The following is a 24774-nucleotide window of genomic DNA, read 5'->3' on the forward strand; positions in this document are numbered from 1 at the left end:
TCATGGATCAATTTGCACTTAACCTGATTTTCGTGGGCTTTACGTTTGCCATTTACATCGGCATTGCGTTCTGGGCCCGCGCAGGCACAACCTCTGAATTTTATGCGGCCGGCCAAGGCGTTCATCCCGTACTCAACGGCATGGCCACCGGTGCCGACTGGATGTCGGCGGCCTCATTCATTTCAATGGCGGGCATCATTGCACTGTCGCCGGCGGGGGTACACCCAATCCGCTTTCCTTATGGGCTGGACAGGGGCTATGTACTGCTGGCCTTGCTGCTGGCACCTTACCTGCGCAAATTCGGCAAATTCACCGTACCCGAGTTTATCGGTGACCGCTTCTATTCCGGAGGTGCACGCCTGCTGGCCGTAGTTTGCCTGATTATCATCTCCATCACCTACGTTATCGGGCAAATGCGCGGGGTCGGGGTTACGTTCTCACGCTTCCTTGAAGTGTCCACCGACATGGGGCTGTACATCGGCGCAGCCATCGTGTTTGTATACGCCGTGTTCGGCGGCATGAAGGGCATTACCTACACCCAGGTGGCACAGTATGTCGTGCTGATCATCGCCTATACGGTACCCGCGCTGTTCATTTCGCTCAACCTGACCGGCGACCTGCTGCCTCAAGTGGGTCTGGTGGGCAGCTATGCTCCATCGGGTGGCGACATTTCGTTGCTGGCCAAACTTGACCAGGTCGTCACCGAACTGGGCTTCACCGCCTACACGGCCGACACCAGCAACCGGCTGAACATGTTTCTGTTCACCATGTCGCTCATGATCGGTACGGCCGGCCTGCCCCACGTCATCATCCGTTTCTTCACAGTACCCAAAGTGGCCGATGCCCGTTCATCTGCTGGCTGGGCCCTGGTTTTCATTGCCCTGCTCTACACCGTGGCCCCTGCAGTCGGCTCAATGGCCCGCCTGAACCTGACCACCACCATGTGGCCCGCCGCCATCACAGCCTCGGCCACCAGTGGTAACGCCATCTCGCGCGCCGACATCGACAGCAAGCCCGAACTGTCCTGGATCCGCACCTGGGAGAAAACCGGTTTACTGACCATGGAAGACAAAAATGGCGACGGCCTGATCCAGTACTACAACGACAAAGCCCCCGCCGACTCTCCCATCATGAAAATGGCGGCTGAAAAAGGCTGGAAAGGCAATGAACTGACCAAAGTCGACAACGACATCATGGTACTGGCCAACCCGGAAATTGCAGCGCTGCCCGGCTGGGTCATCGCGCTGGTCGCAGCCGGGGCACTGGCAGCAGCGCTTTCAACTGCAGCCGGCTTGTTGCTTGCGATTTCATCTGCCATTTCTCACGACCTGATCAAGGGTTCCATCAAGCCTGACATCACAGAAAAAGGCGAGTTGACGGCAGCCCGCATTTCCATGACCTTCGCCATCGTGGTGGCGACCTGGCTGGGGCTGAACCCTCCGGGGTTTGCCGCCCAGGTGGTCGCTCTGGCGTTCGGCCTGGCCGCAGCAACCATCTTCCCCGCACTGATGATGGGTATCTTCTGGAAACGCATCAACAAGCAGGGCGCCATCGCTGGCATGCTGGTTGGCCTGGTGTTTACCGCCGTCTACATCTTTGTGTACAAAGGCTGGTTCTTCATTCCGGGTACCAATAACCTGCCCGATACACCGGCAAACTATGTCTTCGGTATCTCGCCGCTGTCCATCGGTGCCGTTGGCGCGTTACTGAACTTCATTGTGGCCTACCTGGTCTCTTCGGTTACCGAAGCGCCGCCCAAGCACGTGCAAGACCTGGTTGAATCCATCCGCATCCCCAAAGGTGCGGGGGCAGCCAGCTCGCACTAACCTCGTCTGCCGGTCTGGCCCTGGCCAGACCGGCATCACGGCAACACAGACCAGGGTGCCACGGGCACCCTGCGTCATTTACAGATAATGCCTGCCCCTGGACTGAAAAACGAGGTTTCCCGCGACCATGCAGAATACGCCCACCCTCGACGCTACCGGGTTTCTTGAATCACTGGCCCCGTATGACAGCCTGTCACGCGAAGAATTGACCCGGTTGGGCAAAATTCTGGTGGCAAAACACTACCAACCCGGAGAGTTTATCTACCGCATTGACGAACCCCTTGACGGTGTCCATGTCATTGTTTCGGGCGACGTGGAAGTGACTGATCGAAACTGCCAGGTGGTTTCCCAGTTGTCAAAACGCCAGAGCTTTGGTGAACGCGGGTTGATGCGCAGCGGTGAAGGGCTGGCGTCAACCACCGCCCAGGCCCGCTCGGCAACCGAAACCCTGCTCATCCCGGCACCCGAATTCCGCCGCCTGATCCGTCATTCCAGTGTCTTTGACCACTTCTTTTACTACGGCAACCGTACTGCCAACCGCCCTACCGACCTGAACTCACTGAAGGTTGAAGACCTGATCACCCGCAAAGCCATTGCCTGCTCACCCGACACACCCGTCTTCAGGGCCGCCCGCATCATGCGCGACGAAGGAATTTCATGCCTCGGCGTACTGACACCGGGCACACAACACCTTGTGGGTATCGTGACGGTGCGCGACCTGGCCAACCGGGTACTGGCTGAAGGGCTTGATGCCGGCACACCGGTCAGCCAGGTCATGACCGCAAACCCGCCCTGCCTGCCCCCTACGGCACTGGGTGCCGATGTATTGCGCACCATGATGGAAAACAATATCGGCCATTTGCCGATTGTGCACTATGGTGATTTCTACGGCATCATCACGCAAACGGATTTAACCCGCTTCCAGGCCGTCAGCAGCGCCTTGATGATCCATGACATCAGCCAGGCCAAAGACATCAAACAACTGGCCAGCTTGCGCGCGCACTGCCCAAAATGCTGACCCAGCTGGTGGCAAGCCAGCAGCGTCACGAAGTGGTCACACGCCAGATTACCGACGTTACCGATGCCATTACCAAGCGCCTGCTGGCGATGGCCCAGGAACGCCTGGGGCCGGCGCCGGTGCCGTTCTTGTGGCTGGCCTGTGGCAGCCAGGGTCGGCAGGAACAAACCGGCGTCTCCGACCAGGATAACTGCCTGTTTCTTGACGACAGCGTAACACCCGACGACCTGCCCTACTTTGAACAACTGGCCCGCTTTGTATGCGATGGTCTGAACGACTGTGGTTATGTGTACTGCCCCGGTGACATGATGGCCACCAACCCGCGCTGGCGACAACCGATCAGCACCTGGCGTCACTATTTTCAGAACTGGATGACTCATCACGCTCCGGAATCACACATGCTGGCGTCCGTCATGTTTGACCTGCGTCCGATTGGCGGCAACACCGCACTGTATGACACCCTTCAGGCCGAAACACTCCAGGCCGCATCGAAAAACACGATTTTCATGGCTCACATGGTCGCCAACAGCCTCAAACACACGCCACCACTTGGGTTGATCCGGGGTTCTCTACCATACGCACTGCGCGCAACCGCCATCAAATCGACCTGAAACACAACGGCGTCATTCCCGTCACTGACCTGGCCAGGGTGTACGCCCTGCAAGGCCAACTGACCGAAATCAATACCCGGGCACGCCTGCAAGCGGCCGGCCACGCCGGTATTATTTCATCCGGCGGTACCGACGAATTGATTGCGGCGTACGACCTGATCGCGACCCTAAGGCTTGAAAGCCAGGTTCAACTGATCCGGTCAGGCCAAAAGCCCGATAACTATCTGACACCCTCGGAACTGCCGGAATTCCAGCGCAACCACCTGCGCGATGCCTTTGTGGTGGTTCGCACCATGCAGGCCTCGGCCGGACATGGTCGTCATGTTCCTGTTTAGGCAGTCAACCCATCCTTCGTTCAAATCATCTGGACCTGATATCAATAATGACTCAACAACGACACCCATTCGGCGGAGACTCTTCATATGTGGGCTGATTTCATCGCCATGCTTGCCGTTGCCGCCCTGGCATTTTGCCTGGTGTTCATCGCCGGCCGCTTCCTGCGGCGCTCCGGGCGCCAATTACAGCGATGGGTCATGCCGGCCACCATCGGCCTTAGTGTGCTGGCCTACGCCGTATGGAATGAATACACCTGGTTCTCACGGCTGCAGAATGCCTTGCCCGAACATGTCGTCGTGGCCAGCACCGGGCAACGCAGCGCACCCTGGGCGCCCTGGACCTACATCGCACCGGTGACGGCCCGTTTTATCGCCATCGACACGCGTGCCATCGCCCGCTCTGAACAGCGCCCCGAACTGGCCAGAACAGAACTGTTTTTAATTGAACGCTGGCAACCCACCCGGGTGGTCAGTGTTGCTTTCGATTGCCAGAGACAGCTTCGCGCCGACCTTGGCAACACGGCCAGTTTGTCGGCGGACGGTACACTCAGCGGCACACAATGGCAATCTGCCGCCGAAGATACCGCCTTGCTGGGCATTGTCTGCAAGGCTTGATCATGGCGTTCAGCAGCCGGCCCCGGCTCAGAATCCTGCGGCTTTTTATCAGCCTTGGTACAGGGTGCCTGCTGGCATTGGCTGCCGGTCTGTACTACGGGTATCACAAGGCCAACGGCCCCGACATTCTGAATGCCCTCGTCATTGGCGGCGTACTGGCGGGGTTTGTCATTTTTGCCCTTATCGCCTGGGCCTGGCTGATTATCGATGAGCATGTCGCCCGACCGGCCTTGCGGCTCGCCGGCACCTTGCGCACCCTCAGCCATGCCAACCTGGCCAGCCTGCCCGAACCGGGAACCTCCCCTATTTGTCTGACCTGTTGCCAGCGGCGCACGAGGTCGCGCAACAACTGCTCGACACCCGCACCGCACTCGACCAGGCGGTTGCCCGTCAAACCGCACAATTGTCCATGGAAAAGGACCGGCTTGAACGCCTGCTTTCAGACGTACCGGTTGGCTTGATGCTCTGCTCGGCCGAGCATCAGGTGGTGTTCTACAACGGCCAGATCGTCAGCCTGCTCGGGGGCTGGATACCGGCATTGCCCCGGGGCTCAACCGGCGTGTTTTCGATTACCTGCACGCCGCGCCGATTGAACACGCCTATGCGCGGCTGAAAGAAACCAACGACCCCGATGCAGCCTCCGATATTCTGTGCTCGACACTGGCGGAAGGACGCGTACTGGCGGCCCGCATGCGATTACTGTCCAACGCGTCCACCCAGACGGTTAGCGGCGATACGACCCTGGCTACCTGCTGACACTGCGCGATGTCACCGGTGACCTGGCGACACACAGCATTCGCCCCGACATCGACCGCCCGGGCGACTGGCCGCTATCCATGATCCGTGCGACCGATCTGGCTTCTACACTGCAGGCCACACTGCGCAGCAAAGGGGTGGCCCTTTCGATACACAGCAGTGAGCTGATATTGCGCTGCGACGGGTTTCAACTGGTCGCGCTAATCACAGCATTCATCAATCGCCTGCCCCTGCCGCACGGTGATTTGCAGCTGCATATCGCCGCTCATGGCGCGGGCGCCATGCTGGAACTCAGCTGGGAAGGTCGTGCACTGACGGATGAAGAATTCGCCCGACTGTACGATATTCCGCTGGATGTCGGCCTGACTGACATGACGGTACATGGCGTACTGTCCATTCATGGTGCCCACCTTGAACCTGATTCAACCCGCCCCCTGCGACCTGCCCTGCGGCTGTATATCCGTGAAGCAAGAATCGCCCAACGACGCCCCCGTCCATTCCACGGGCGGTCGTCTACGACTTCAAGCTTTTGTCCAAGGCCGGCAATGCCGAAGTGTCGTGCACACCGCTCGACGAACTGACTTATGTGGTGTTCGACACGGAAACGACCGGCCTTTACCCCGGCCAAGGTGACGAAATCGTACAAATCGCCGCTGTTCGGATCATCAACGGCAAACGGGTTCACAGTGAAGTCTTTGACACCCTGGTCAACCCCGAGCGCCCCATACCGGCAAACAGCACCAAAGTACACGGCATTACCGACGACATGGTTCAGGATGCCCCCGACCCGCCCCATGCCATCCAGCGTTTTCACAAATTTGCCGAAGGTGCCGTACTGGTTGCCCATAACGCCCCTTTCGACATGGCCTTCCTGAAAAAGCACGAAGCGCGGGCAAACTGCAGGTTCGACCACCCGATTCTGGATACGGTTTTGTTATCGGCAGTACTTTACGGTGAGGCCGAAAGCCACAGCCTGGATGCCCTGGCCCACCGGCTGGGCATCACCATACCTGAAGAAGCCCGTCACACGGCCATCGGTGATGCCATTGCCACTGCCGATGCCTTGCTGAAAATCATTCCTGCCCTGAAAGCACGGCAACTGGATACGTTCGGTGCGGTGTTGTCGGAAGTCCGACAACACCGGCAACTGCTGAAAGATCTGAATACGTGAACACGTATCCCGTCATTGTCGTCACCAAAGCCAAAAATGCATCCGGGCCCATGAAGGGCCCGGAAAGCACAACACGTCAGACGACTTATTTGGTCAGCATGTCAGCGACGATCTGGCCCGAACCGCCCCCAAGGCCAGGCCCGGGGTGAGTCGATGCACCGATGTGGTAAACGTTTTTGTACGGTGTCCGATGTGCCCGCGCACCCGACGTGCTGGCAAACGGACGGAACCAGAAAAACTGGTCAGGCGAGCAAACGCCCGAATACGGGTCACCGCCAACCAGATTGCAGTTCATGGCTTCAAGGTCGCCAGGCGAGAACGCCTTGCGGCCAATGATCATGTCGGACAAGCCTGGCAAAACCGTTTCAATACGCTTCTGAACACGATCAGCCAGCGCTTCACGCACAGCCTCATTCCAGCGACCGTCGGCGGGCACTTCAATTTCACCCGCCGCATCACCCTTGAGGCGCGATGGCATTTCCTGCATTTGCAGCCACAGGATCCATTTCCCCTCGGGCGCACGGCCGGGATCAACCGCCACAGGCTGGCCGATGGCCACGGTAGGGAAACGAGGCAGCAAACCGTTGTTGGCTTCAACGACAGACAACGCCACATTTTCCATACTTTCCGTCAAGTGAACCAACGGCACTTTCAGCAGTTCAGGGTCACGCCATGGCGCAAGACCATCGAGCGCGAAGTGAATCTGCATGCAGCCACGGCCAAAGCGATAACCTTGAGCCTGCTTGCGTACGGGCTCGGGTGCCTTGGGCAACAGACGGCCATACAGTTGCGGCGGCGTGACATTGCAGACCACAGCCTGGGACGCGTGATACGTCTGCCCATTGGCCACCACGCCGGTAGCGCGTGAACCATTGATAATGACGGACTCGACATCGACACCGGTCAGGACCTTGCCGCCACGCTGTTCGATAAAGGTTTGCAACCCCTCGACCAGGCGCTGGCCACCGCCCTTGACCACCGGCATGCCGCCGGCCACAACCGCAGCAAAGGTCAACTTGCCGATCAGCGCGGAACTGGCTTCATCAGGACCAAGACCCGTGTGCAAGACCCACGGGCTGATCATGGCGCTGGTCAGATCGGACTTGAGTTCACGATCGGCCCAGCGACGGAAGGATTCGATGGATTCGGACGCAAACTGCAGCAGGCCATCCAGCCCGCGCTTGCGCCATTCAGAGAACAACAGACGCATCACCTTGACACTGTAGGGCGAATTACCCAACAGGCCAAACGTCAGCGCGGCGTCTTGACCAAACAACTGGTTGGCCATGGCGCCAAAGGCATCACCATCACCCGGCGCAACGGCATTGATGCGCTGCACACTGTCGGCAATGTCCTGCTTGAGGGCCAGCGAGCGGCCATCGGGCATGACGATACCAGTGGTGTATTCGTTCTGGACGAACTCGACACCGACAGAGGCGAGATCGTCTTTAAGTTCGGCGTAGGCGCCACCCCGGTAAACAGGGGGTACCACGAGGACAAGACCTCGTGGGTAAAACCCGGAAACAGCGTTTCGGTACGAATGCAACCACCGGCCCGGTCGTTGCGCTCGAGTACCAGAACAGACTTGCCTCGCTTGGCCAGCAGTGCTGCGCAAGCCAACGAGTTCATGCCGCTCCCGATAACAATAACCTGGGCCTGGTTGCTCATTACCGCTCCTTAGGGGACCAACGCCAGAACACGCAGCGGGCTGCCTGAACCACGCTGGATCTTCAGGGGTGCCGAAACAATGACCGCACCGGTAACCGGCAACTGATCAAGGTTGGTCAGGCACTGCAGGCCGTACTTGTTGGCACCGTGCATGAGGGTGTGGCAGGGGTAAGGCATGGGCCAGGCATAGGATTGGCCGGCGTCGGTATTGATGGTTTCAACACCAAAACCATGCACGTCGCGCTCTTTGATCAGCCATTCAACCGCTTCTTGTGAAGGACCCGGTGTGTGTGCACCGTCTTCACGCACGTTGACGTAAGAAGCCGGGTCTTTGGCCAGGCGATCGGACCAGCCCGTACGGAACAGTACCCAGTTGCCTGCGGGGATGCGACCGTTCTTTTCTTCCCATTTTTGCAGGAATTCGACCGTCAGGATCCAGTCTTCGTTGGCCGCTACTTCGGCCGTTGCATCAACGACAACTGCGGGAGCAATAAAGTTTTTCGGGTCAATCGTGTCGACCGTGTTCTGAGGAAAATCTTTGCCGGTGACCCAGTGCGCAGGCGCGTCAAAGTGAGTACCGGTGTGCTCGCCACAGGTAAAGTTGTTCCAGTACCAGGCCGGACCTTTGTCGTCGTACTGGGAAATGGTTTCCATTTTGAAAGAGGCCACCTGACCGAACTGGGGCGGCAATTGCAGCGGGGGAAAGTCGGGTGACAGGGTGTGCGTCAAGTCTACGACCTTGAAATTGCCAGCGGCCAGCTGGGCAAACGGGTTAGCAGCGCTCATGGAATCTCCTTTAGTTGAAACCTAAATTATCTCGAATTCGCTATTTTGCACGACTTGTTTGAGATTTCAACCAATATTGCTCCTGATTTACCCGAACACACGCAAAAAACGGTATCAGCCGTCCCGATCAGGGGCTTGCAGTCGTTTCGCAAATCAGTAACAATCGATGTGTGTCGACATTCAGTACACTTAACCATAAGGCTGAAGCCGTCATCAAGATTTATTCCTGTAGCCAGACACCCGAAACTATGGTCCCATAGTGTGGCAGTGTCCGGTTCAAGAGCAATAACCCACTCCCAGGAGAAGACAATGAAAAAATTCGTGAAAGCGGCCTTGGCCGCTGCCTGCCTGATGACCGCCACGGTCAGTCAGGCTGCTGAGCCCTTCAAGATCGGGCTGATCATCCCCATGACCGGTCCTTTTGCTTCGACCGGCAAGCAAGTTGAAGCAGCCGCCCGTCTTTACATGGAGCAGCATGGCAACGAAGTGGCTGGCCGTAAAATCGAACTGATTGTCAAAGATGACGGCGGCGTACAGCCTGAAGCCACCAAGCGCATTGCCCAGGAACTGGTCGTACAAGACAAGGTCGGCGCACTGGCCGGCTTCGGCCTGACCCCGCTGGCCTTCGCTGCAGCGCCCATTGCCACCCAGTCCAAAACGCCCATGGTCGTCATGGCAGCGGGCACATCGTCAATTGTCGAAAAATCACCGTACATCGTACGCACGTCCATGACCCTGCCTCAGGTCACCGCTCCGATTGGCCAATGGGCTGCGAAAGACGGCGGCATGAAAACAGCCGTCACCCTGATTGCCGATTACGGCCCAGGTCATGATGCCGAAAAGGTTTTCGTCAAAACTTTCAGTGAAAACGGTGGCAAAGTACTGGCCTCGTTGCGTGTCCCCATGCAGAACTCCGACTTTTCACCGTTCCTGCAGCGTGTGCGCGACCTGAAACCCGACGCGATGTTCATTTTCGTTCCCTCGGGCCAGGGCTCAACCCTCATGAAACAGTTCACCGAGCGCAACCTCGCCGGTGAAGGCATCAAACTGATCGGTACCGGCGACGTCCTCGACGACGATCTGCTGCCTTCGATGGGCGACGAAGCCGTTGGCATCATCACTTCGCAGCACTATTCGGCAGCACACGACTCTGCCGAAAACAAGGCCTACGTCGAAGCCTTCAAAAAATTGACCAACAACAGCATGCGGCCCAACTTCATGTCGATTGGCGGTTACGACGGCATGCACCTGATCTATGAAGCCCTGAAAAAGCCGGCCCCAACGCGACAGGTGACCAGCTTCTGGCGGCCATGAAAGGCATGGAATGGGTCAGCCCGCGCGGCCCGGTCAGCATCGACCCTGAAACCCGCGACATCGTGCAAAACGTTTATATTCGCAAGTCAGAACGCCTTGCCGATGGCCAGATCTACAACATAGAGTTCGACACCATCGAGAAGTTCAAAGACCCCGGCGTCAACTAAGTACGACAGCAGTTTCCTGCAGGCCCTTCACGGGGCCTGTTTTTATTGGTTAGCATATGATTTACATCTGATTCGCCGCACCGTTGCCGCGCCTTTACGGAAACCTGTCATGCAACCTGGAAGCTCCACCGGTACCAACACCTGGGGTACGAACCTGGCCGATTTCTTTGAGATCATGCCCAATTCCCTTTGGCTTGAGGACTACAGCGCCCTGTTCGAACTGTTTGCCCAATGGCGGGCCGAGGGGTCACCCATTTGCGTGAATGGCTCGAAGACGACATTACACGGGTTGCGGCATGCTCAGCCTGCATCAAGGTTTTACGTGTTAACCAGAAGACCCTTGATTTGCTGAAGGCCGGGTCACATGATGAACTGGCCACCCGCCTGGGCGAAGTCCTGCGTGACGACATGCTCGAGGCCCACATCGAAGAGCTTGAGCAGCTTTGGCTAGGCAACGAACGTTTCGAAAGCAAAAGCGTCAATTACACCCTGGACGGTGAGCGGCTTGATGTCCTGATCAAGGCGGTTGTCCTGCCCGATCACGAGAAGCGTTGGGATCGCGTTCTGGTTTCGCTGGACGACATCACCGAACTTGAACAAGCCCACGCAAAAGTGGCGCAACAAGAGCGCTACGCGACCGGTATCTTCGAGTACGCCCCGGTTTCGCTCTGGGTCGAAGACTTTTCAAAAATAAAGTCGTTGCTGGATGAAGTACGTCACCAGGGCATTACTGACTTTCGTACCTTCACCGACGTTCATCCCGAATTTGTCGAACGCTGCATGGCCGAGATCCGGGTTATCGACGTCAACCGTTACACCCTCGAAATGTTCAAGGCCAAAAGCAAGGAAGAACTGCTCTCGAACCTGCCAGATGTCTTCCGCGAAGAAATGTTGCCTCACTTTCGCGAGCAGCTCATCGACTTATGGGAAGGCCGCCTGTTTTTGCAGCGCGAAGTCCTGAATCACGGGCTGGACGGCACCCCCTGAACATCCATCTGCAGTTTTCTGTCTTTGCAGGCTACGAAAAAACATGGGGCAAGGTCTTGCTTGCGCTGACCGATATCACGGCCCGCAAAAAAGCCGAGGCCTACCTCGAATACCTTGGCAAACATGATGTGCTCACCAAACTGAAAAACCGTGCCTTCTACGTTGATGAACTGACCCGGTTGGAACGAAAAGGGCCCTTCCCGGTCACCGTCATCATGATCGACCTGAACAACCTCAAAGAAGTCAACGATATCCACGGCCACGGTGCCGGCGACGACCTGTTACGCCGTACCGGTGAAGTCTTGCAGCAGGCAACGGGCAAGAATTGCTCTGCCATGCGCATCGGGGGTGACGAGTTTGCCGTACTGATGCCGGGGGCCACTGACGATGCACGCGAGCTCTTGCTGGCCAACCTGGTCAAGGTCACCGAACTGAACAATCAGTTCTACGCAGGGCCTGCCCTGCAAATGGCCGTGGGCTGGGCCACCTGCCAGAAAGGCGAACGCATCGAAGAAGCCATCCGGGAGGCTGATCGGCAGATGTACGATAATAAACGCCAGTTCTACGAACAGAACGCCTGATCCCGGCGCTGCAAAAGGGTGGGTGCGACCTCAAACCGCCTCATACCCACCTGTTTCACTCTCTCTTCCGGAGCATGTCCATGACTACCATTTCAATGTTGATCAACGGCAAGAAGGTCTCCGCCAGCAATGGCGCAACCTTCGAGCGTAAAAACCCGCTCGATGGCAGTGTCGCCACCACCGCCCCGGCTGCAACCGTTGAAGACGCAATTGCGGCCGTCGAAGCCGCATCCAAAGCCTTTCCGGCATGGGCGACCATGGGGCCCGGCGAGCGCCGTGGCCTGCTGCTGAAAGCCGCGCAATCGTTAGAAGCACGTGCCGACGATTTCATCAAGGCCGTGGCTGAAGAAACCGGCGCCTCTGCCATGTGGGCGGGGTTCAATGTCCACCTGGCCGCCAATATGCTGGTTGAAGCCGCTGCACTCACCACCCAGATCAATGGCGAAATCATTCCCTCCGATGTGCCCGGCAATCTGGCCATGGCGGTACGTCAACCTGCCGGCGTTGTGCTGGGCATGGCCCCTGGAATGCGCCTGTCATTCTGGGCACACGCGCCATTGCCGTACCGTTGGCCTGCGGCAATACCGTCGTCATGAAGGGGTCGGAACTGTGTCCGGCCACCCACGGCCTGATTATCGAAGCCCTGCAGGAAGCCGGCCTGCCTGAAGGCGTTGTCAATTTCGTCACCAACGCCCCCGCAGACGCCGGCCCCATTGTTGAAGCCATGATCGCCCATCCGGCCGTGCGCCGTGTCAACTTCACCGGGTCAACCCGTGTCGGCAGAATCATCGCCATGGCCTGCGCCAGGCACCTCAAACCCGTGGTTCTCGAACTGGGCGGCAAAGCCCCGTTAGTGGTGCTTGATGACGCCGACATTGATGATGCCGTCAACGGTGCGGCTTTCGGCGCCTTTGCCAACTCAGGCCAGATCTGCATGTCAACCGAACGCATTATTGTCGACAACGCCATCGCTGACGAGTTCGTCGCCAAACTGACTGAAAAAGCGCGTAATCTGCCGCTGGGCGACCCCCGCAAAGGCCCTGTCGTGCTGGGGTCGGTAGTTGATATGTCCACCGTTGCCCGCTGCAACGACATGATTGACGACGCACTGGCCAAGGGCGGCAAACTGTTGTGCGGCGGCAAGGCCACCGACACCCTGATCCCCGCCACCCTGATCGACAACGTCACCCCCGACATGAAGATCTACAGCGAAGAGTCATTCGGGCCGGTCAAAGGCATCGTGCGGGTTGACGGTGTTGACGAAGCCATCCGTGTGGCCAATGACAGCGAATATGGCTTGTCTTCAGCGGTATTCGGCAAGGATGTGGCGCGGGCCTGGCAAGTGGCATCGCGTATCCAGTCGGGTATTTGCCATATCAATGGGCCCACTGTTCACGACGAAGCCCAGATGCCCTTCGGTGGCGTCAAAGACAGCGGTATCGGTCGCTTCGGTGGCAAGGCCGGCATCGAGGCCTTTACTGAACTGCGCTGGGTAACCCTGCAAACGCTGCCGCGTCATTACCCGTTCTGATCGTCAAGACCCGGTAAGCGCACCGGGCGTCCCGTAAATTGGCCGGCAAAATTGCCGGCCAATTTACGGCTTTATCAACGAACCGCGTACAAGAACAACTCGACACGGCGATTCAATGCACGACCTGCTGCGGTAGCATTATCGCCAATCGGGTTACTGGGCCCAAGCCCTTCCGACATCAGGCGGCCCTGGGCAATGCCTCGGCCAGCAATGTAGCCGGTAACCGCCTGCGCACGATTCAATGACAAACGCTGGTTGACCTGTGCCGTTCCGGTGCTGTCGGTATAGCCTATGGCCTTGGCACGTAATTCGGGGTGCTGTGCCAGGGCACGTGCCACGCTGTCGAGAACCGGCAGCAATTCGGGCTTGAGCGCATACTTGCCCGTATCGAACGACACATGACTTGGAATCAGCACCTTGAGGGAACCGTCAGGCATTTCGATGACATCAAGCCCCAGACTGCTGGCACCGGACTGCTGCATGTCACTTTTCACGCCCGACCAGTTGAACCCGGCAATAGCCCCGGCAACAGCGCCAATACCTGCGCCGATAAGCGCACCCTTGCTGCTGTCAGCAATGATGGCACCCAACCCGGCGCCAATCGCTGCACCCGCCCCCGCACCCACGGCCGTTCGCCCACCCTGGCTCATGCCCCCCATCGTGTCATTCACGGCAGCACACCCCGTCAGCAAGGCTGCAATACCCACACCCGCAATCGCGCGGTTAAGACGCATTGATCTGTTCATTTTTCTCTCCGGGTAAGGACAAAAGGTCCTGATCATCTTCCATACTAGCAAGCATCACATCGCGTTACTGTTACATTTTTATTCATCACCGCGCCCAATCGCTTTCCAGCGAATGGCTGTAGCGCGACATGGCAAAGCAAAACACAAAATAAATCGCCGCGATAAACAGGTATACCTCGGTGCTGAACCCTTGCCACTGGGCATCAGCCAACGCCGTCTTAGCGGCCTGGGTCAAGTCGAAGATACCGACAACGACGACCAAAGACGTGTCTTTGAACAACGAGATAAAAATGCCGGTTAAAGGCCCTACTACGGTACGCAAGGCTTGCGGCAAGATGATGGCCCCCATCTTTTGCCAATATCCCAAACCCAAGGCATCGGCACTTTGGTATTGGCCAGACGGTATCGCCTGAAGGCCACCCCTGACCGTTTCGGCAATGTACGCTGCCACAAAACACACGATGGCGACCTGCACACGCAACAACTTGTCGATGGTCAGCCCTTCGGGCATGAATAACGGCAACATGACAGACGCCAGAAACAACAGGCTGATCAAGGGTACGCCACGGATCAATTCGATGTACACCACACACAACGCCCGAATTGCCGGCATGTCGCTACGGCGCCCCAACGCCAGCAACACCCCCAGCGGGAATGCCAACCCGATCCCGAATGTCGCCAGAATCAGGGTCAGGGGCAAACCGCCCCAAAGACGATTTTCCACATAGACCAAACCGGCAACCCCACCCCACATCAATACGGCCACGAGCGACAGAACCACAAGCCAGAGCAGTGCCAACCAGGATTTCCAGAAGGCCCGCACACAACTGACAACCACCAGGGCAACCAGCAGGACACTGGCCAGCAACGGTCGCCACTGTTCGTCATGCGGATAAATACCGAACAGAATCAGACGGTACTTATGGGTAATGACCGCCCAACACGCCCCTGCGGTTTCACGACACCCGGCGGAAGAGTCGGCACTGAAACGGGCATCGAACCATAACCAGTCAAGCAACGGAGGCACGGCCAACGCCAGCACACCGGCGCCAAACACGGTGAGAACCAGATTCAAGGGGCTGGATACCAGATCGGCCACCCAGCCTTTGCTTCTCCTGTACGATCCGGCAAGCCCCTCCATCATCGAGTCACCAGCGCCATACGGCGGTTATACCCATTCATAAGGGCGGCAATCGCAAGGCTGACCGTCAGGTAAGCGGCCATGATCACCAGCACACCTTCAATCGCTTGGCCGGTCTGGTTGATCGCGGTGTTCACCACCGAAACAATATCGGGATAGCCCACAGCAACGGCCAGTGAACTGTTTTTGGTCAGATTCAGGTACTGGCTGGTCATCGGGGGCACCATGACACGCAGTGCCTGTGGCCATACCACCGTCTGCACGACCTGTCGGTCTGACAGCCCCAGCGCATATCCGGCCATCCATTGGCCGCGTCCGACCGACTGAATGCCGGAACGCACAATTTCGGCCACAAACGCCGAGGTATACAACACCAGACCAGCCAACAGGGCCAGGAACTCGGGGCTGATCGTTACCCCCGGAGAAATTGAAGCCGCGCAGCACAGGTATCGACAAGGCCATCGTCTGCCAATCAAACCATGGCAGCATCAAGCCACGGTTTGACAAAAAGACCCTGGCAGCAGCTCGACCGCTTGACGAGCCGGTGGCGCCGCCTCGGTAATCAAGGCATACCAGAACAACAGTTGCAACAAAAGCGGCACATTACGCATGACCTCGATATAACTGCGGGCGAGCGTGGCGACCAAAGGATTCCGGACCAGCCGCGCCATGCCCACGAGGCCCCCAAGCACTGTCGCCAGTACAACACCGGTCAGCGCCACTTTGAGGGTATTGAGCAGACCGACGCCAATTGCCCGTGCGTAGGTATCAGAAGCACTGTAGGCCACTACGGATTCACTGATGGCGAAACCCGCTTCATTGTGTAAAAAACCGAAACCCGTGGCAATGTTACGCGCGGCCAGATTATTCAGGACATTGCTCACCAGGAAAGCGGCCACCAGCCCGACAGCCACCAGCAATAACGCCTGATAGACCCAACCCCGCAAGCGCGGGTTATGCCAGGAAAGAAATGCCTTGAGCGGGCGGGTACGAGAGGACATCAATGCCATAAATTATCCGGGTGATGCTGAATTTGCCGCGAAGCACCATATCATAATCACTTAGAATAACCGGGTTGCCCATCCGGGCGATTTAACCGGGTTTCCTCTCGCTGGTTGCCATGATCGAGTTTCAGCACGTCTTCAAATCTTACGGCCGCAGTCGAAACATATTGGCCGACATCAATTTCCGCATCGACGCGGGTGAGTTCGTTTTTGTCTCCGGGCCTTCCGGTGCCGGCAAATCGACCCTGCTCAAGCTCATTGGCGGGCTTGAACCGCCCAGCCGCGGCAGCATCACCGTCAGGAACCAGCGTATCGACAAAATGCCGCTGCGGGCGCGCCCTACCTGCGTCGCGCCGTCGGCGTCATTTTGCAGGACGCCCATTTATTGTTTGATCGCTCGGCGATCAATAACGTACTGCTGCCGCTGACCGTGGTTGGCCTGGAGCACGGGCAAGCGGTTTCGCGGGCGCGTGCCGCGCTTGAAAAGGTCGGGCTGTCGGGTAAAGAAGACCTGAACCCGATTGAAATGTCGGGGGTGAACAACAACGCCTGGCCATTGCCCGTGCCATTGTGAATCGCCCGGCCATCCTGATTGCCGACGAACCCACCGCCAACCTCGACCACGAAAGCGCCCGACGCATCCTGGATGTCTTTCGTGATTTCAACCGGGTTGGCGTCACCACCCTTATTGCCTCGCACGACACCCGACTGATGGCCGAATACGCCAACCGCACACTGCAGATCACTCAGGGCGGGTTCAACGATTTTGCCGGGGTGGCCGCATGAAACGCTGGTTCAGACAACACCGCTATGCCATTCTGGTTGCCGTACGCCGTCTCTGGCTGCATCCGTTTTCATCCATCTCGAATCTGTTGGTCATTGCCCTGACACTGGCGCTGCCCATCCTGGGCGCCAGCTTCCTGAAAGCCGCGCAACCGGTCGTAAAAGAGGTCTCCATTTCGCCGGAAATCACGGTATTCATGAAACCAGCCGCAACGCGCAACGCCAGCCAGGATGTGCTCGCCGCTGTGAAAACACGGCATGGCGACGCCATTGCATCGGCACGCATCGTTACCCGTGAAGAAGCCATGGCCAGCCTCAAACGTAATCCGAACTGGGCCGACGCACTGTCGGTTTTGCCCGACAACCCATTACCCGACGCCGTGCTGGTTACCCTGAACCAGGTCGAAAACCTGCCCGCCATCACGGCCGCGCTGGTCAAAGACCTTGGCACGTTGCCCGAGGTCCATACCGTCCAGCACGATGCCGCCTGGGTGCAGCGCCTTGCTGCCATTCTGGACTTTGTCACCGTTGGCTTGGGCATGCTGGCGGCCGGGGTTGCGCTGGTGGTACTGGCAACGGTTTTCAATACCGTACGCATGCAGGCGCTTACCCAGCGTGAAGAAATCGCCGTCGCGCGCCTGGTCGGGGCTACAGAATCATTCGTGCGTCGTCCATTTTTATACCTGGGCGCCCTGACCGGCGTACTGGCCAGCCTGCTGGCCATCGCCCTTGCCCAGATCGCACTGCAGCCACTGAACCGGGCGCTGGCCAATCTGGCCGCCAGCTACGGGACTCGCATCGAACTGTCACTACCCGATGGGTTATGGCTGGTCTGGTCGATAGTGGCGGTCGCTCTGCTGGCGGCCTTGTCGGCACGCTGGTCAGTCACACGCAACACCCGCTTTTAGCCAACCATGCACGAACATGCCCCATCCCTTGCCCTGACGGGCAAGCCCAGCCCGGTTGAATCTGGTGGCTCTGTTGATCCTGTTACTCCCGCCACTTTCGCAACCGCAGTGGTACGTTGGCAAAAAACACATGGCCGCCATCACCTGCCCTGGCAGCAAAGTCACGATGCCTACAGGGTCTGGCTGTCGGAAATCATGCTGCAACAAACCCAGGTCAGCACGGTTTTAGGTTACTACGAACGTTTTCTTGCCCGTTTCCCGACCCTCGGCGATCTGGCTCTCGCACGCCAAGACGAAGTCATGCCGTTCTGGGCCGGCCTGGGCTACTACGCACGTGCACGCAACCTGCACCGCTGTGCACAAGCCGTTTATACGCAGTACAACGGCGAATTCCCGCATGACCCTGAACTGATTGCGCAACTGCCTGGCATTGGCCGATCAACAGCGGGCGCCATTGCGGCTTTCTCATGGAAGGTGCGCACCCCGATCATGGACGGCAACGTCAAGCGTGTGTTTACCCGCTGGTTCGGCATCGAAGGCTACCCTGGCAGCAGCGCGATTGACAAAAAACTCTGGGAACTGGCCCACGACGTGCTGGATGCTGCCCCTGAAACACTGGATATTCGGGCCTACACCCAGGGCCTGATGGATCTGGGGTCGGGCCCTGTGCACGCCGAAATCCCTCATGCGGGGGCTGCCCCTGCGCAACGGGTGCCACGCCAGAGCGCATAACCTGCAGAACACGTTGCCTACGCCGAAACCTCGGGCCACACAGCCACAACGCCGCTGCCACATGCTGGTGCTGACAAGAGACGCAAACGTGCTGCTTGAGCAGCGTGGCGACAGCGGAATCTGGGGTGGCCTGCTTTGCCTGCCACAGTTTGACGATGAACACGCCATGCAACAATGGTGCATCCATCAAGGCATCACGCTGCGCCCGTCGGGCCGCATGGCCGGGCTGCAACATGTGTTTTCACATTTCAAGCTTGATATCACACCCTGGCACGCCACCACGACCGCTACCGCGCTGGCTGAACCCCGCACAACGCAGCAATGGTTTGCGCTATCGGGGCTGGCAGACCTGGCGGTTCCGGCACCCGTCAAAAAAATACTGGATGGCCTGACCACCCTGCCCTTGTTCAACGACTAACGCACCACCCCACGGTGTTTGCTGATGCTCATGAGCAAGCCACACGCCACCCCAAGGGTCAACAACGCCGTCCCGCCGTAACTCATGAACGGCAAGGGCACCCCTACCACCGGCAAAATCCCGGTGACCATGCCGATGTTCACGAACACATAGACAAAAAACATCATAGCCAGGGCACCGCCCAGCAAACGACCGAACTGCGTGGTGGCGCCAGCTGTGATGACCAGACCACGACCAATCAGCAAAAAGTACAACACCAGCAGAAGGATCCCGCCATAAAGGCCGAACTCCTCGGCATATACCGCGAAGACAAAGTCAGTTGTACGCTCGGGAATGAAATCGAGATGGGTCTGTGTCCCTTCCATATAGCCTTTGCCATACACCCCGCCGGAGCCGATCGCAATCATTGACTGGATGGTATGGAACCCCTTGCCCAAGGGGTCGGAACCTGGGTCAAGCAATGTGCAGACGCGATTCTTCTGGTATTCGTGCAAAACCACCCAGTCAACGCCAGGCTGGCAAATATCCGTTTCAAAATACACCAGCGTGCTCAGGCCAACGACACCCGCCAGGACCAGCGGAATCAACAGTTTGAACGACAAACCGGCAAAATAGATGACAAAAAAGCCGGACATGAAAACCAGCAACGCCGTACCCAGATCGGGCTGCTTGACGATCAGAATGAACGGGATCAGCAACAAAACCAGCGCAACGAAAAAATCAATAAGCCGAAACTTGCCCTCGTTGCGATGAAAATACCAGGCCAGCATCATGGGCACCGTGATTTTCAGCATCTCTGACGGCTGAATACGCACAATGCCCAAATCAAGCCAGCGGGTGGCCCCTTTGCTGGTTTCACCAAAAAACTCAACCCCCAGCAATAGCACGACGCCAAATACATACAGCAGAGGAGTCAGCTTCATCAACCACTTGGGCGGGGTCAAGGCAACAACCCACAAGGCAATGAAGGCCAGCACGAAATTACGCGCCTGATCCGCAAAACGCCAGTCGGTATCACCCACCGCCGAGTGCATGATGAGCAGGCCCATAAAGGCCATCAGCATCAGCACCAGAAGCAGCGGCCAGTCGAAGGCACCGAAAACGCGTGCAAGAATCTGCCCCAGGCGTCTCATGGCCGCCCCTCTGATGCCGACACCGGCGCAGGCGGCACATAGTCGCGCAGCCAATAGTCAAAAACCTTGCGGGCCAACGGCGCTGCTGCGGTGGAACCCCAGCCACCGTTCTCGATGATCAGGGCCAGGGCAATTTTCGGGTTTTCTGCCGGCGCATACGCCATGAACAAGGCGTGGTCACGCAACCGCTCATCAACGGCACTGGCATCGTATTTGGCGCCCCTGAGGCTATAGACCTGCGCCGTCCCGGTCTTGCCGGCGGCCTGATACTTTGCCCCCGCAAATGCGCGCCGGGCCGTCCCTTCGTTTACCACCCCCACCAGCGCCCGATTGATCACATCGACATTTGCCCGTTTCAGCGGCACCACATGCGAGGGTTCGGTAACTGTTTGCTCAAGCAGGCCGGTTTGCGCGTTACGCACGATATCCACAAGGTGCGGACGCATATAGGTTCCGCCATTGGCCAGTACGGCAGTTGCCTGGGCCAGCTGCAGCAACGTGAAGGCGTTATAGCCCTGACCCACGGCCACCGATACCGTTTCACCGGCGTACCAGCGCTGTTGCTCGGGCTTCTTGAATGCGCGCTGCTTCCAGTCGGTTGATGGCAAGATCCCTTTCTTTTCACCATCCAGATCAATGCCGGTGATCTGGCCGAAACCAAACTGGCTGCTGAAATCGTGCAAGGCATTCACCCCCATTTCAGGGCCCAGGGAATAAAAATAGGTATCTGACGAAACCACCAACGCCCGGTGCATGTCGGTCGGGCCATAAGCGACCGAACCGGCATTACGGAACTTCTGCCCGCCAAACTCATAAAACCCGGGGTCTGATATGCGCTGCGATGGCGTACGCAAGCCCATTTCCAGCGCGGCAAGGGCAACAAACGGTTTGTAGGTCGAACCAATCGGATACGTGCTGTACAACGGACGGTTCAACAACGGGAAGTCCGGAGATTCGTTCAGTTCGCGCCAGTTATCGACGTCAATACCATCAATGAACAGGTTCGGGTCGAATGAAGGCGCCGACACAAAGGCCAAAATCTCCCCGCTTTTAGGGTCAATGGCCACCAAAGCGCCCCGTCGACCTTCATACTCTTGCTCGGCCATCTGCTGCAAACCGATATCAAGCGACAAGACCAGATCAGAACCCGGCACCGGGTCGATGCGGTGCAAGGTCCGTACCGGGCGACCGGTCGCCGTCACCTCGACCTCTTCCAGACCGGTCTGGCCATGCAGCACCGACTCCCAGGTTTTCTCGATCCCTTTCTTGCCAATCGTCGATGTCCCCCGGTAATTGCCGGTTTGACCGCTTTCTTCGAGTTGTTCAAGGTCGGCCTCGGAAATACGGCCGACATAACCGATAACATGGGCTGCCGTCTTTCCGTAGGGATATTCGCGCACCCATCGGGCGCTCAGTTCAACACCCTCAAAACGATACGCATTGGCGGCAAACCAGGCCGCCTCGGTTTCATTCAGATTGTTGCGCAGGGGAATCTGGGTATAGCGACTGCTTTGCTGCACTTGCTGCAAAAAACGCTTGCGCTGGGTTGGCCCCAGATAAACCAGCTCGGAAATGTCGTCGAGTAACTGTTCAATGTTTTTGACCTTGGCCGGTGTCACGACCAGGGTGTAATCGCGGTAGTTGCGTGCCAGCACCACACCATTACGGTCAACGATTTCACCACGGCGCGGAGGAATCGGCATGACGGTGATCCGGTTGGCCTCGGCCCTGGCGGAAAACCCTTCAAAACGCACAACCTGCAAATACCAAAGCCGGGCCGCAAGCAAGCCGAAGCACACCAGCACGAACGACGCAGCCACAATGGCACGCACCAATATTTTGCGTTTCTGGGCCTTGGAAGTCTTTTTGAATTCGAACATACCGCGTACTGGCGCTGGCGTTACGCCGCCCCGGTTTCGATGTCATCGTGCATACGATTGGGCAAATAATGCAGCAAAATATAGGCGATCGGCCATAAGGCGACGGTGAACAAGGCCGCCCATAACCAGCTCCAGCCTATCCATTGCCCGGCCAGCCACGAACTGATCAAACCGTAAACGGCCCCGGGCACCACAAAAACCGGCAACAGATGCAATGCCTGCACGACGGCATTGAAACGCTGCAACCGTTTGCTCAGCAATACGACACCGTAGGTGGTTAGCCCATAAAGCAGGGCCTGGCCACCCAAGGGTGCGGCGTCATGGACGTCCATTAGCAAACCGAATAAAAATGCCGTGAACAGGTTAACGCGGCGCGGTTCATACAGGCACCAGAATGCCAGCACCAGCAGCAGCACGTTTGGTGCCGGCGTCCAGAGCCGCCACGACAACAACGAAACAACCCAGGCCAGCAGCACCGAACCCCATACCAGCCACAGACTGGCAGACTTGGCAAATGAGCGTGTATCAAGCGGTTGCAGATCTCTGAGCGACGAGCGGAAACCAGGACTGTTCATGAGCGCAATGCCTATTCGTTGACCACGGGTTCAGAAGCCGGGGTATCTGCCGCACCGCTCGTGTCCAGTACCAGAAAATGCCGGTAACGTTCAGGATGGGACGATGGCCTGACCAGCCCCATGGCAAAACCACTGACCGTATCACGCAAGACGTCTTCGATACGTCCCACCGCCAGCCCGGCGGGGAACAAGCCGCCAATACCACTGGTGACCAGTTCGTCACCCACCTGCACATCGGCATTCACCGGCAGGTATCTGACCTCGACTTTGCCATCGGGGTTCCCGCCAAAGGCGATCAGACGCAAACCATTGCGTACAACCTGAACCGGGACCGAAACCTTGCTGTCCGTCAGCAGTGCCGCCTCGGAGGTGAGCGGTGTAACCCGGATGATCTGGCCCACCACTCCCCTTCATCGATGACGGGCATGCCGGGCGCAATACCGCTGGAGCTGCCTTTGTTGAAAATCAGGTGGCGACTGAATACCGTGGCTGGCTCGTAGAGCACCTCGACTGCAATGGACTTCTGTTCACCCAGTTCGGTCACGCTCAGCAGACGCCGGAGCTGCTGATTTTCGGTGGACAGCTGGGCCATGTGGCTGGCCAGCTGGGCGAGCTCGATACGCTGACGCTGCAGGGCTTCTTTTTCAGTGCGGGCCTGATTGGCCGCGTTGAACCAGCTATCGACGACATCAGCCAGGTCGCGGGGCGCCATGGCAATGCGCTGAAACGGATAGATGAGCAGCGACACCACGCGACGGGCCGGGTCAAAGACCGGCCAGCGCGAATCAGCCACCAGCAATACCAGGCTGATGAGAACAATGACCAGCAGCCGAACCTCGGGCGCAGGCCCCCGCTTGAACAAACGAAGATTCGGATTGCGCTGCATCGGTCAAAGCCGCACCGTCTGGTTCAGTCGTAGATGAAGACCGTACCCAGGCGCTCGAGGTGCTCGAGCGCCTCGCCGCACCCGCGGACAACGCAGGTGAGCGGGTCTTCAGCCACGATGACGGGCAAACCGGTTTCTTCTTGCAAGAGACGATCAAGGTCGCGCAGCAACGCGCCGCCACCGGTCAGGGCAATGCCCTTTTCGGTAATATCGGCACCCAGTTCGGGCGGAGTCTGTTCAAGCGCCGTTTTGACCGCGGAAACGATCTGGTTCAGCGGATCGGTGAGCGATTCGAGGATTTCGTTGGACGACACGGTGAAACTGCGCGGCACACCTTCGGACAAGTTGCGACCTTTGACTTCGATTTCGCGTATTTCCGCACCCGGGAAGGCAGAACCGATTTCTTTCTTGATGTATTCGGCCGTGGGTTCGCCAATGAGCATGCCGTAATTGCGGCGGATGTAATTGATGATGGCCTCGTCGAACTTGTCGCCACCGACACGCACCGAACCCTTGTAGACCATGCCGCCCAGCGAAATAACGGCCACTTCGGTGGTACCGCCACCGATATCGACCACCATGGAACCGCTGGCATCGGACACGCCCAGACCCGCACCGATGGCGGCGGCCATGGGCTCTTCGATGAGATACACCTGACTGGCACCGGCACCCAGTGCCGATTCGCGAATGGCGCGGCGTTCGACCTGGGTTGAGCCGCAGGGCACACACACAATAATGCGCGGGCTGGGTGCAAACATGCTGCCCGGATGAACCATGCGGATAAACTGCTTGAGCATTTGCTCGGTGACGGTGAAATCGGCAATAACGCCGTCTTTCATGGGGCGAATGGCTTCGATGTTTCCCGGCACACGACCCAGCATCTGCTTGGCCTCGCGGCCTACCGCCTGAATGATTTTCTTGCCATTGGGGCTACCATCGTGGCGGATGGCGACGACCGAAGGCTCATCAAGCACAATACCCTTGCCACGAACGTAAATAAGCGTGTTGGCCGTACCAAGGTCGATGGCCATATCGCTGGAAAAATAACTGCGGAGAAATCCGAACATGTGCGCTCAGTAGAGATAAATTAGAAGCGAGTTAACAAGCCATCGCGGTTCAGAGATTAACACGCGCACCACGGGCCTAATTAAGAGATTTAGCCATAAATGATAACTTATAATTGGGTTTAGCCAGGGGCCGCC

The 24774-nt window shown here is 58.0% G+C and carries 16 protein-coding genes and 8 pseudogenes; 14 read left to right on the plus strand and 10 right to left on the minus strand.

From position 1 onward, the window contains the following. The first annotated feature begins 2 nt into the window (after nucleotides 1-2). The 8 genes from N7E01_RS04670 (at nucleotide 3) to N7E01_RS04705 (ending at nucleotide 6332) form a co-directional block, all read left to right on the plus strand. Nucleotides 3-1826 (plus strand): sodium:solute symporter family protein, encoded by a 1824-nt coding sequence (locus N7E01_RS04670; protein WP_289174794.1) that lies wholly within the window; start codon nucleotides 3-5, stop codon nucleotides 1824-1826. 127 nt (nucleotides 1827-1953) lie between these two features. Further along, nucleotides 1954-2844, plus strand: a complete 891-nt coding sequence (locus tag N7E01_RS04675) for a CBS domain-containing protein (RefSeq protein ID WP_289174795.1) — start codon at nucleotides 1954-1956, stop codon at nucleotides 2842-2844. Continuing rightward, nucleotides 2838-3455, plus strand: coding sequence for a DUF294 nucleotidyltransferase-like domain-containing protein (locus N7E01_RS04680; RefSeq protein ID WP_289174796.1), 618 nt, complete (start codon nucleotides 2838-2840; stop codon nucleotides 3453-3455). Before N7E01_RS04675 ends, N7E01_RS04680 begins: the two co-directional genes overlap by 7 nt. A 14-nt stretch (nucleotides 3456-3469) precedes the next feature. Beyond that, complete coding sequence (locus N7E01_RS04685; protein ID WP_289175739.1) at nucleotides 3470-3790, plus strand: putative nucleotidyltransferase substrate binding domain-containing protein; 321 nt, start codon at nucleotides 3470-3472, stop codon at nucleotides 3788-3790. Between the two features lie 87 nt (nucleotides 3791-3877). Further along, nucleotides 3878-4405 (plus strand): hypothetical protein, encoded by a 528-nt coding sequence (locus tag N7E01_RS04690; RefSeq protein WP_289174797.1) that lies wholly within the window; start codon nucleotides 3878-3880, stop codon nucleotides 4403-4405. A 307-nt stretch (nucleotides 4406-4712) separates the two neighbouring features. Next, complete coding sequence (locus N7E01_RS04695; RefSeq protein ID WP_289174798.1) at nucleotides 4713-5018, plus strand: hypothetical protein; 306 nt, start codon at nucleotides 4713-4715, stop codon at nucleotides 5016-5018. A 223-nt stretch (nucleotides 5019-5241) separates the two neighbouring features. Continuing rightward, the gene (locus N7E01_RS04700) at nucleotides 5242-5742 is read left to right on the plus strand and encodes a hypothetical protein (RefSeq protein ID WP_289174799.1); all 501 of its coding nucleotides are present in this window, start codon (nucleotides 5242-5244) and stop codon (nucleotides 5740-5742) included. Further along, nucleotides 5691-6332 (plus strand): 3'-5' exonuclease, encoded by a 642-nt coding sequence (locus N7E01_RS04705; RefSeq protein ID WP_289174800.1) that lies wholly within the window; start codon nucleotides 5691-5693, stop codon nucleotides 6330-6332. Before N7E01_RS04700 ends, N7E01_RS04705 begins: the two co-directional genes overlap by 52 nt. 85 nt (nucleotides 6333-6417) lie before the next feature. On the opposite strand, the pseudogene N7E01_RS04710 reads toward N7E01_RS04705, so the two are convergent. Together N7E01_RS04710 and N7E01_RS04715 are read right to left on the minus strand one after the other, a co-directional pair. After that, nucleotides 6418-8000: pseudogene (locus N7E01_RS04710) on the minus strand (phytoene desaturase family protein). Nucleotides 8001-8009: 9 nt separating this feature from the next. Beyond that, the gene (locus tag N7E01_RS04715; RefSeq protein WP_289174801.1) at nucleotides 8010-8786 is read right to left on the minus strand and encodes a cyclase family protein; all 777 of its coding nucleotides are present in this window, start codon (nucleotides 8784-8786) and stop codon (nucleotides 8010-8012) included. Nucleotides 8787-9095: 309 nt separating this feature from the next. Between N7E01_RS04715 and N7E01_RS04720 the strand changes: the two are divergent. The 3 pseudogenes from N7E01_RS04720 (at nucleotide 9096) to N7E01_RS04730 (ending at nucleotide 13366) form a co-directional block, all read left to right on the plus strand. Further along, nucleotides 9096-10267 (plus strand): annotated as a pseudogene (locus N7E01_RS04720) (ABC transporter substrate-binding protein). 109 nt (nucleotides 10268-10376) lie between these two features. Next, nucleotides 10377-11835, plus strand: a pseudogene (locus tag N7E01_RS04725) (sensor domain-containing diguanylate cyclase). Nucleotides 11836-11915: 80 nt separating this feature from the next. After that, a pseudogene (locus N7E01_RS04730) lies at nucleotides 11916-13366 on the plus strand (aldehyde dehydrogenase). A gap of 74 nt (nucleotides 13367-13440) precedes the next feature. Here the strand turns inward: N7E01_RS04730 and N7E01_RS04735 are convergent. The 3 genes and pseudogenes from N7E01_RS04735 to N7E01_RS04745 form a co-directional block, all read right to left on the minus strand. Continuing rightward, nucleotides 13441-14112, minus strand: a complete 672-nt coding sequence (locus N7E01_RS04735) for a YiaD family glycine zipper/OmpA-like lipoprotein (RefSeq protein ID WP_434089554.1) — start codon at nucleotides 14110-14112, stop codon at nucleotides 13441-13443. Nucleotides 14113-14197: 85 nt separating this feature from the next. Continuing rightward, nucleotides 14198-15256, minus strand: a complete 1059-nt coding sequence (locus N7E01_RS04740; RefSeq protein WP_289174802.1) for an amino acid ABC transporter permease — start codon at nucleotides 15254-15256, stop codon at nucleotides 14198-14200. Next, a pseudogene (locus N7E01_RS04745) lies at nucleotides 15253-16254 on the minus strand (amino acid ABC transporter permease). Before N7E01_RS04745 ends, N7E01_RS04740 begins: the two are co-directional and overlap by 4 nt. Nucleotides 16255-16373: 119 nt before the next feature. Between N7E01_RS04745 and N7E01_RS04750 the strand changes: the two are divergent. The 3 genes and pseudogenes from N7E01_RS04750 to mutY all read left to right on the plus strand — a co-directional run bounded on the left by N7E01_RS04750 (nucleotide 16374) and on the right by mutY (nucleotide 19098). Continuing rightward, nucleotides 16374-17043, plus strand: a pseudogene (locus N7E01_RS04750) (cell division ATP-binding protein FtsE). Then, complete coding sequence (locus N7E01_RS04755; RefSeq protein ID WP_289174803.1) at nucleotides 17040-17948, plus strand: cell division protein FtsX; 909 nt, start codon at nucleotides 17040-17042, stop codon at nucleotides 17946-17948. The pseudogene N7E01_RS04750 and the gene N7E01_RS04755 overlap by 4 nt, the downstream one beginning before the upstream one ends. Nucleotides 17949-17954: 6 nt before the next feature. Next, nucleotides 17955-19098: pseudogene (mutY, locus tag N7E01_RS04760) on the plus strand (A/G-specific adenine glycosylase). Here the strand turns inward: mutY and rodA are convergent. The 5 genes and pseudogenes from rodA to N7E01_RS04785 form a co-directional block, all read right to left on the minus strand. Further along, nucleotides 19095-20231 (minus strand): rod shape-determining protein RodA, encoded by a 1137-nt coding sequence (gene rodA / locus N7E01_RS04765; RefSeq protein WP_289174804.1) that lies wholly within the window; start codon nucleotides 20229-20231, stop codon nucleotides 19095-19097. The pseudogene mutY and the gene rodA overlap by 4 nt on opposite strands. Next, a complete protein-coding gene (gene mrdA, locus N7E01_RS04770) occupies nucleotides 20228-22111 on the minus strand; it encodes a penicillin-binding protein 2 (RefSeq protein ID WP_289174805.1) in 1884 nt (627 codons plus the stop codon). The genes rodA and mrdA overlap by 4 nt, the downstream gene beginning before the upstream one ends. Before the next feature lie 20 nt (nucleotides 22112-22131). Further along, nucleotides 22132-22686, minus strand: coding sequence for a rod shape-determining protein MreD (mreD, locus tag N7E01_RS04775; RefSeq protein ID WP_289174806.1), 555 nt, complete (start codon nucleotides 22684-22686; stop codon nucleotides 22132-22134). 11 nt (nucleotides 22687-22697) lie between these two features. Next, a pseudogene (gene mreC, locus N7E01_RS04780) lies at nucleotides 22698-23572 on the minus strand (rod shape-determining protein MreC). A gap of 23 nt (nucleotides 23573-23595) precedes the next feature. Beyond that, on the minus strand, nucleotides 23596-24639 hold the full coding sequence (locus N7E01_RS04785) for a rod shape-determining protein (RefSeq protein ID WP_289174807.1): 1044 nt from the start codon (nucleotides 24637-24639) through the stop codon (nucleotides 23596-23598). Between the last annotated feature and the right edge of the window lie 135 nt (nucleotides 24640-24774).

The sequence above is a fragment of the Neopusillimonas aromaticivorans genome (assembly GCF_030344915.1).
Lineage (GTDB): Bacteria > Pseudomonadota > Gammaproteobacteria > Burkholderiales > Burkholderiaceae_B > Neopusillimonas > Neopusillimonas aromaticivorans.

Excerpts from the sequence above, each read along its gene's own strand:
- N7E01_RS04670 (WP_289174794.1), top strand. The coding sequence starts at position 3 with ATGGATCAATTTGCACTTAACCTGATTTTCGTGGGCTTTACGTTTGCC.
- N7E01_RS04675 (WP_289174795.1), top strand. The coding sequence starts at position 1,954 with ATGCAGAATACGCCCACCCTCGACGCTACCGGGTTTCTTGAATCACTG.
- N7E01_RS04680 (WP_289174796.1), top strand. The coding sequence starts at position 2,838 with ATGCTGACCCAGCTGGTGGCAAGCCAGCAGCGTCACGAAGTGGTCACA.
- N7E01_RS04690 (WP_289174797.1), top strand. The coding sequence starts at position 3,878 with ATGTGGGCTGATTTCATCGCCATGCTTGCCGTTGCCGCCCTGGCATTT.
- N7E01_RS04700 (WP_289174799.1), top strand. The coding sequence starts at position 5,242 with ATGATCCGTGCGACCGATCTGGCTTCTACACTGCAGGCCACACTGCGC.
- N7E01_RS04715 (WP_289174801.1), bottom strand. The coding sequence starts at position 8,786 with ATGAGCGCTGCTAACCCGTTTGCCCAGCTGGCCGCTGGCAATTTCAAG.
- N7E01_RS04735 (WP_434089554.1), bottom strand. The coding sequence starts at position 14,112 with ATGAACAGATCAATGCGTCTTAACCGCGCGATTGCGGGTGTGGGTATT.
- N7E01_RS04740 (WP_289174802.1), bottom strand. The coding sequence starts at position 15,256 with ATGATGGAGGGGCTTGCCGGATCGTACAGGAGAAGCAAAGGCTGGGTG.
- N7E01_RS04755 (WP_289174803.1), top strand. The coding sequence starts at position 17,040 with ATGAAACGCTGGTTCAGACAACACCGCTATGCCATTCTGGTTGCCGTA.
- rodA (WP_289174804.1), bottom strand. The coding sequence starts at position 20,231 with ATGAGACGCCTGGGGCAGATTCTTGCACGCGTTTTCGGTGCCTTCGAC.
- mrdA (WP_289174805.1), bottom strand. The coding sequence starts at position 22,111 with ATGTTCGAATTCAAAAAGACTTCCAAGGCCCAGAAACGCAAAATATTG.
- mreD (WP_289174806.1), bottom strand. The coding sequence starts at position 22,686 with ATGAACAGTCCTGGTTTCCGCTCGTCGCTCAGAGATCTGCAACCGCTT.
- N7E01_RS04785 (WP_289174807.1), bottom strand. The coding sequence starts at position 24,639 with ATGTTCGGATTTCTCCGCAGTTATTTTTCCAGCGATATGGCCATCGAC.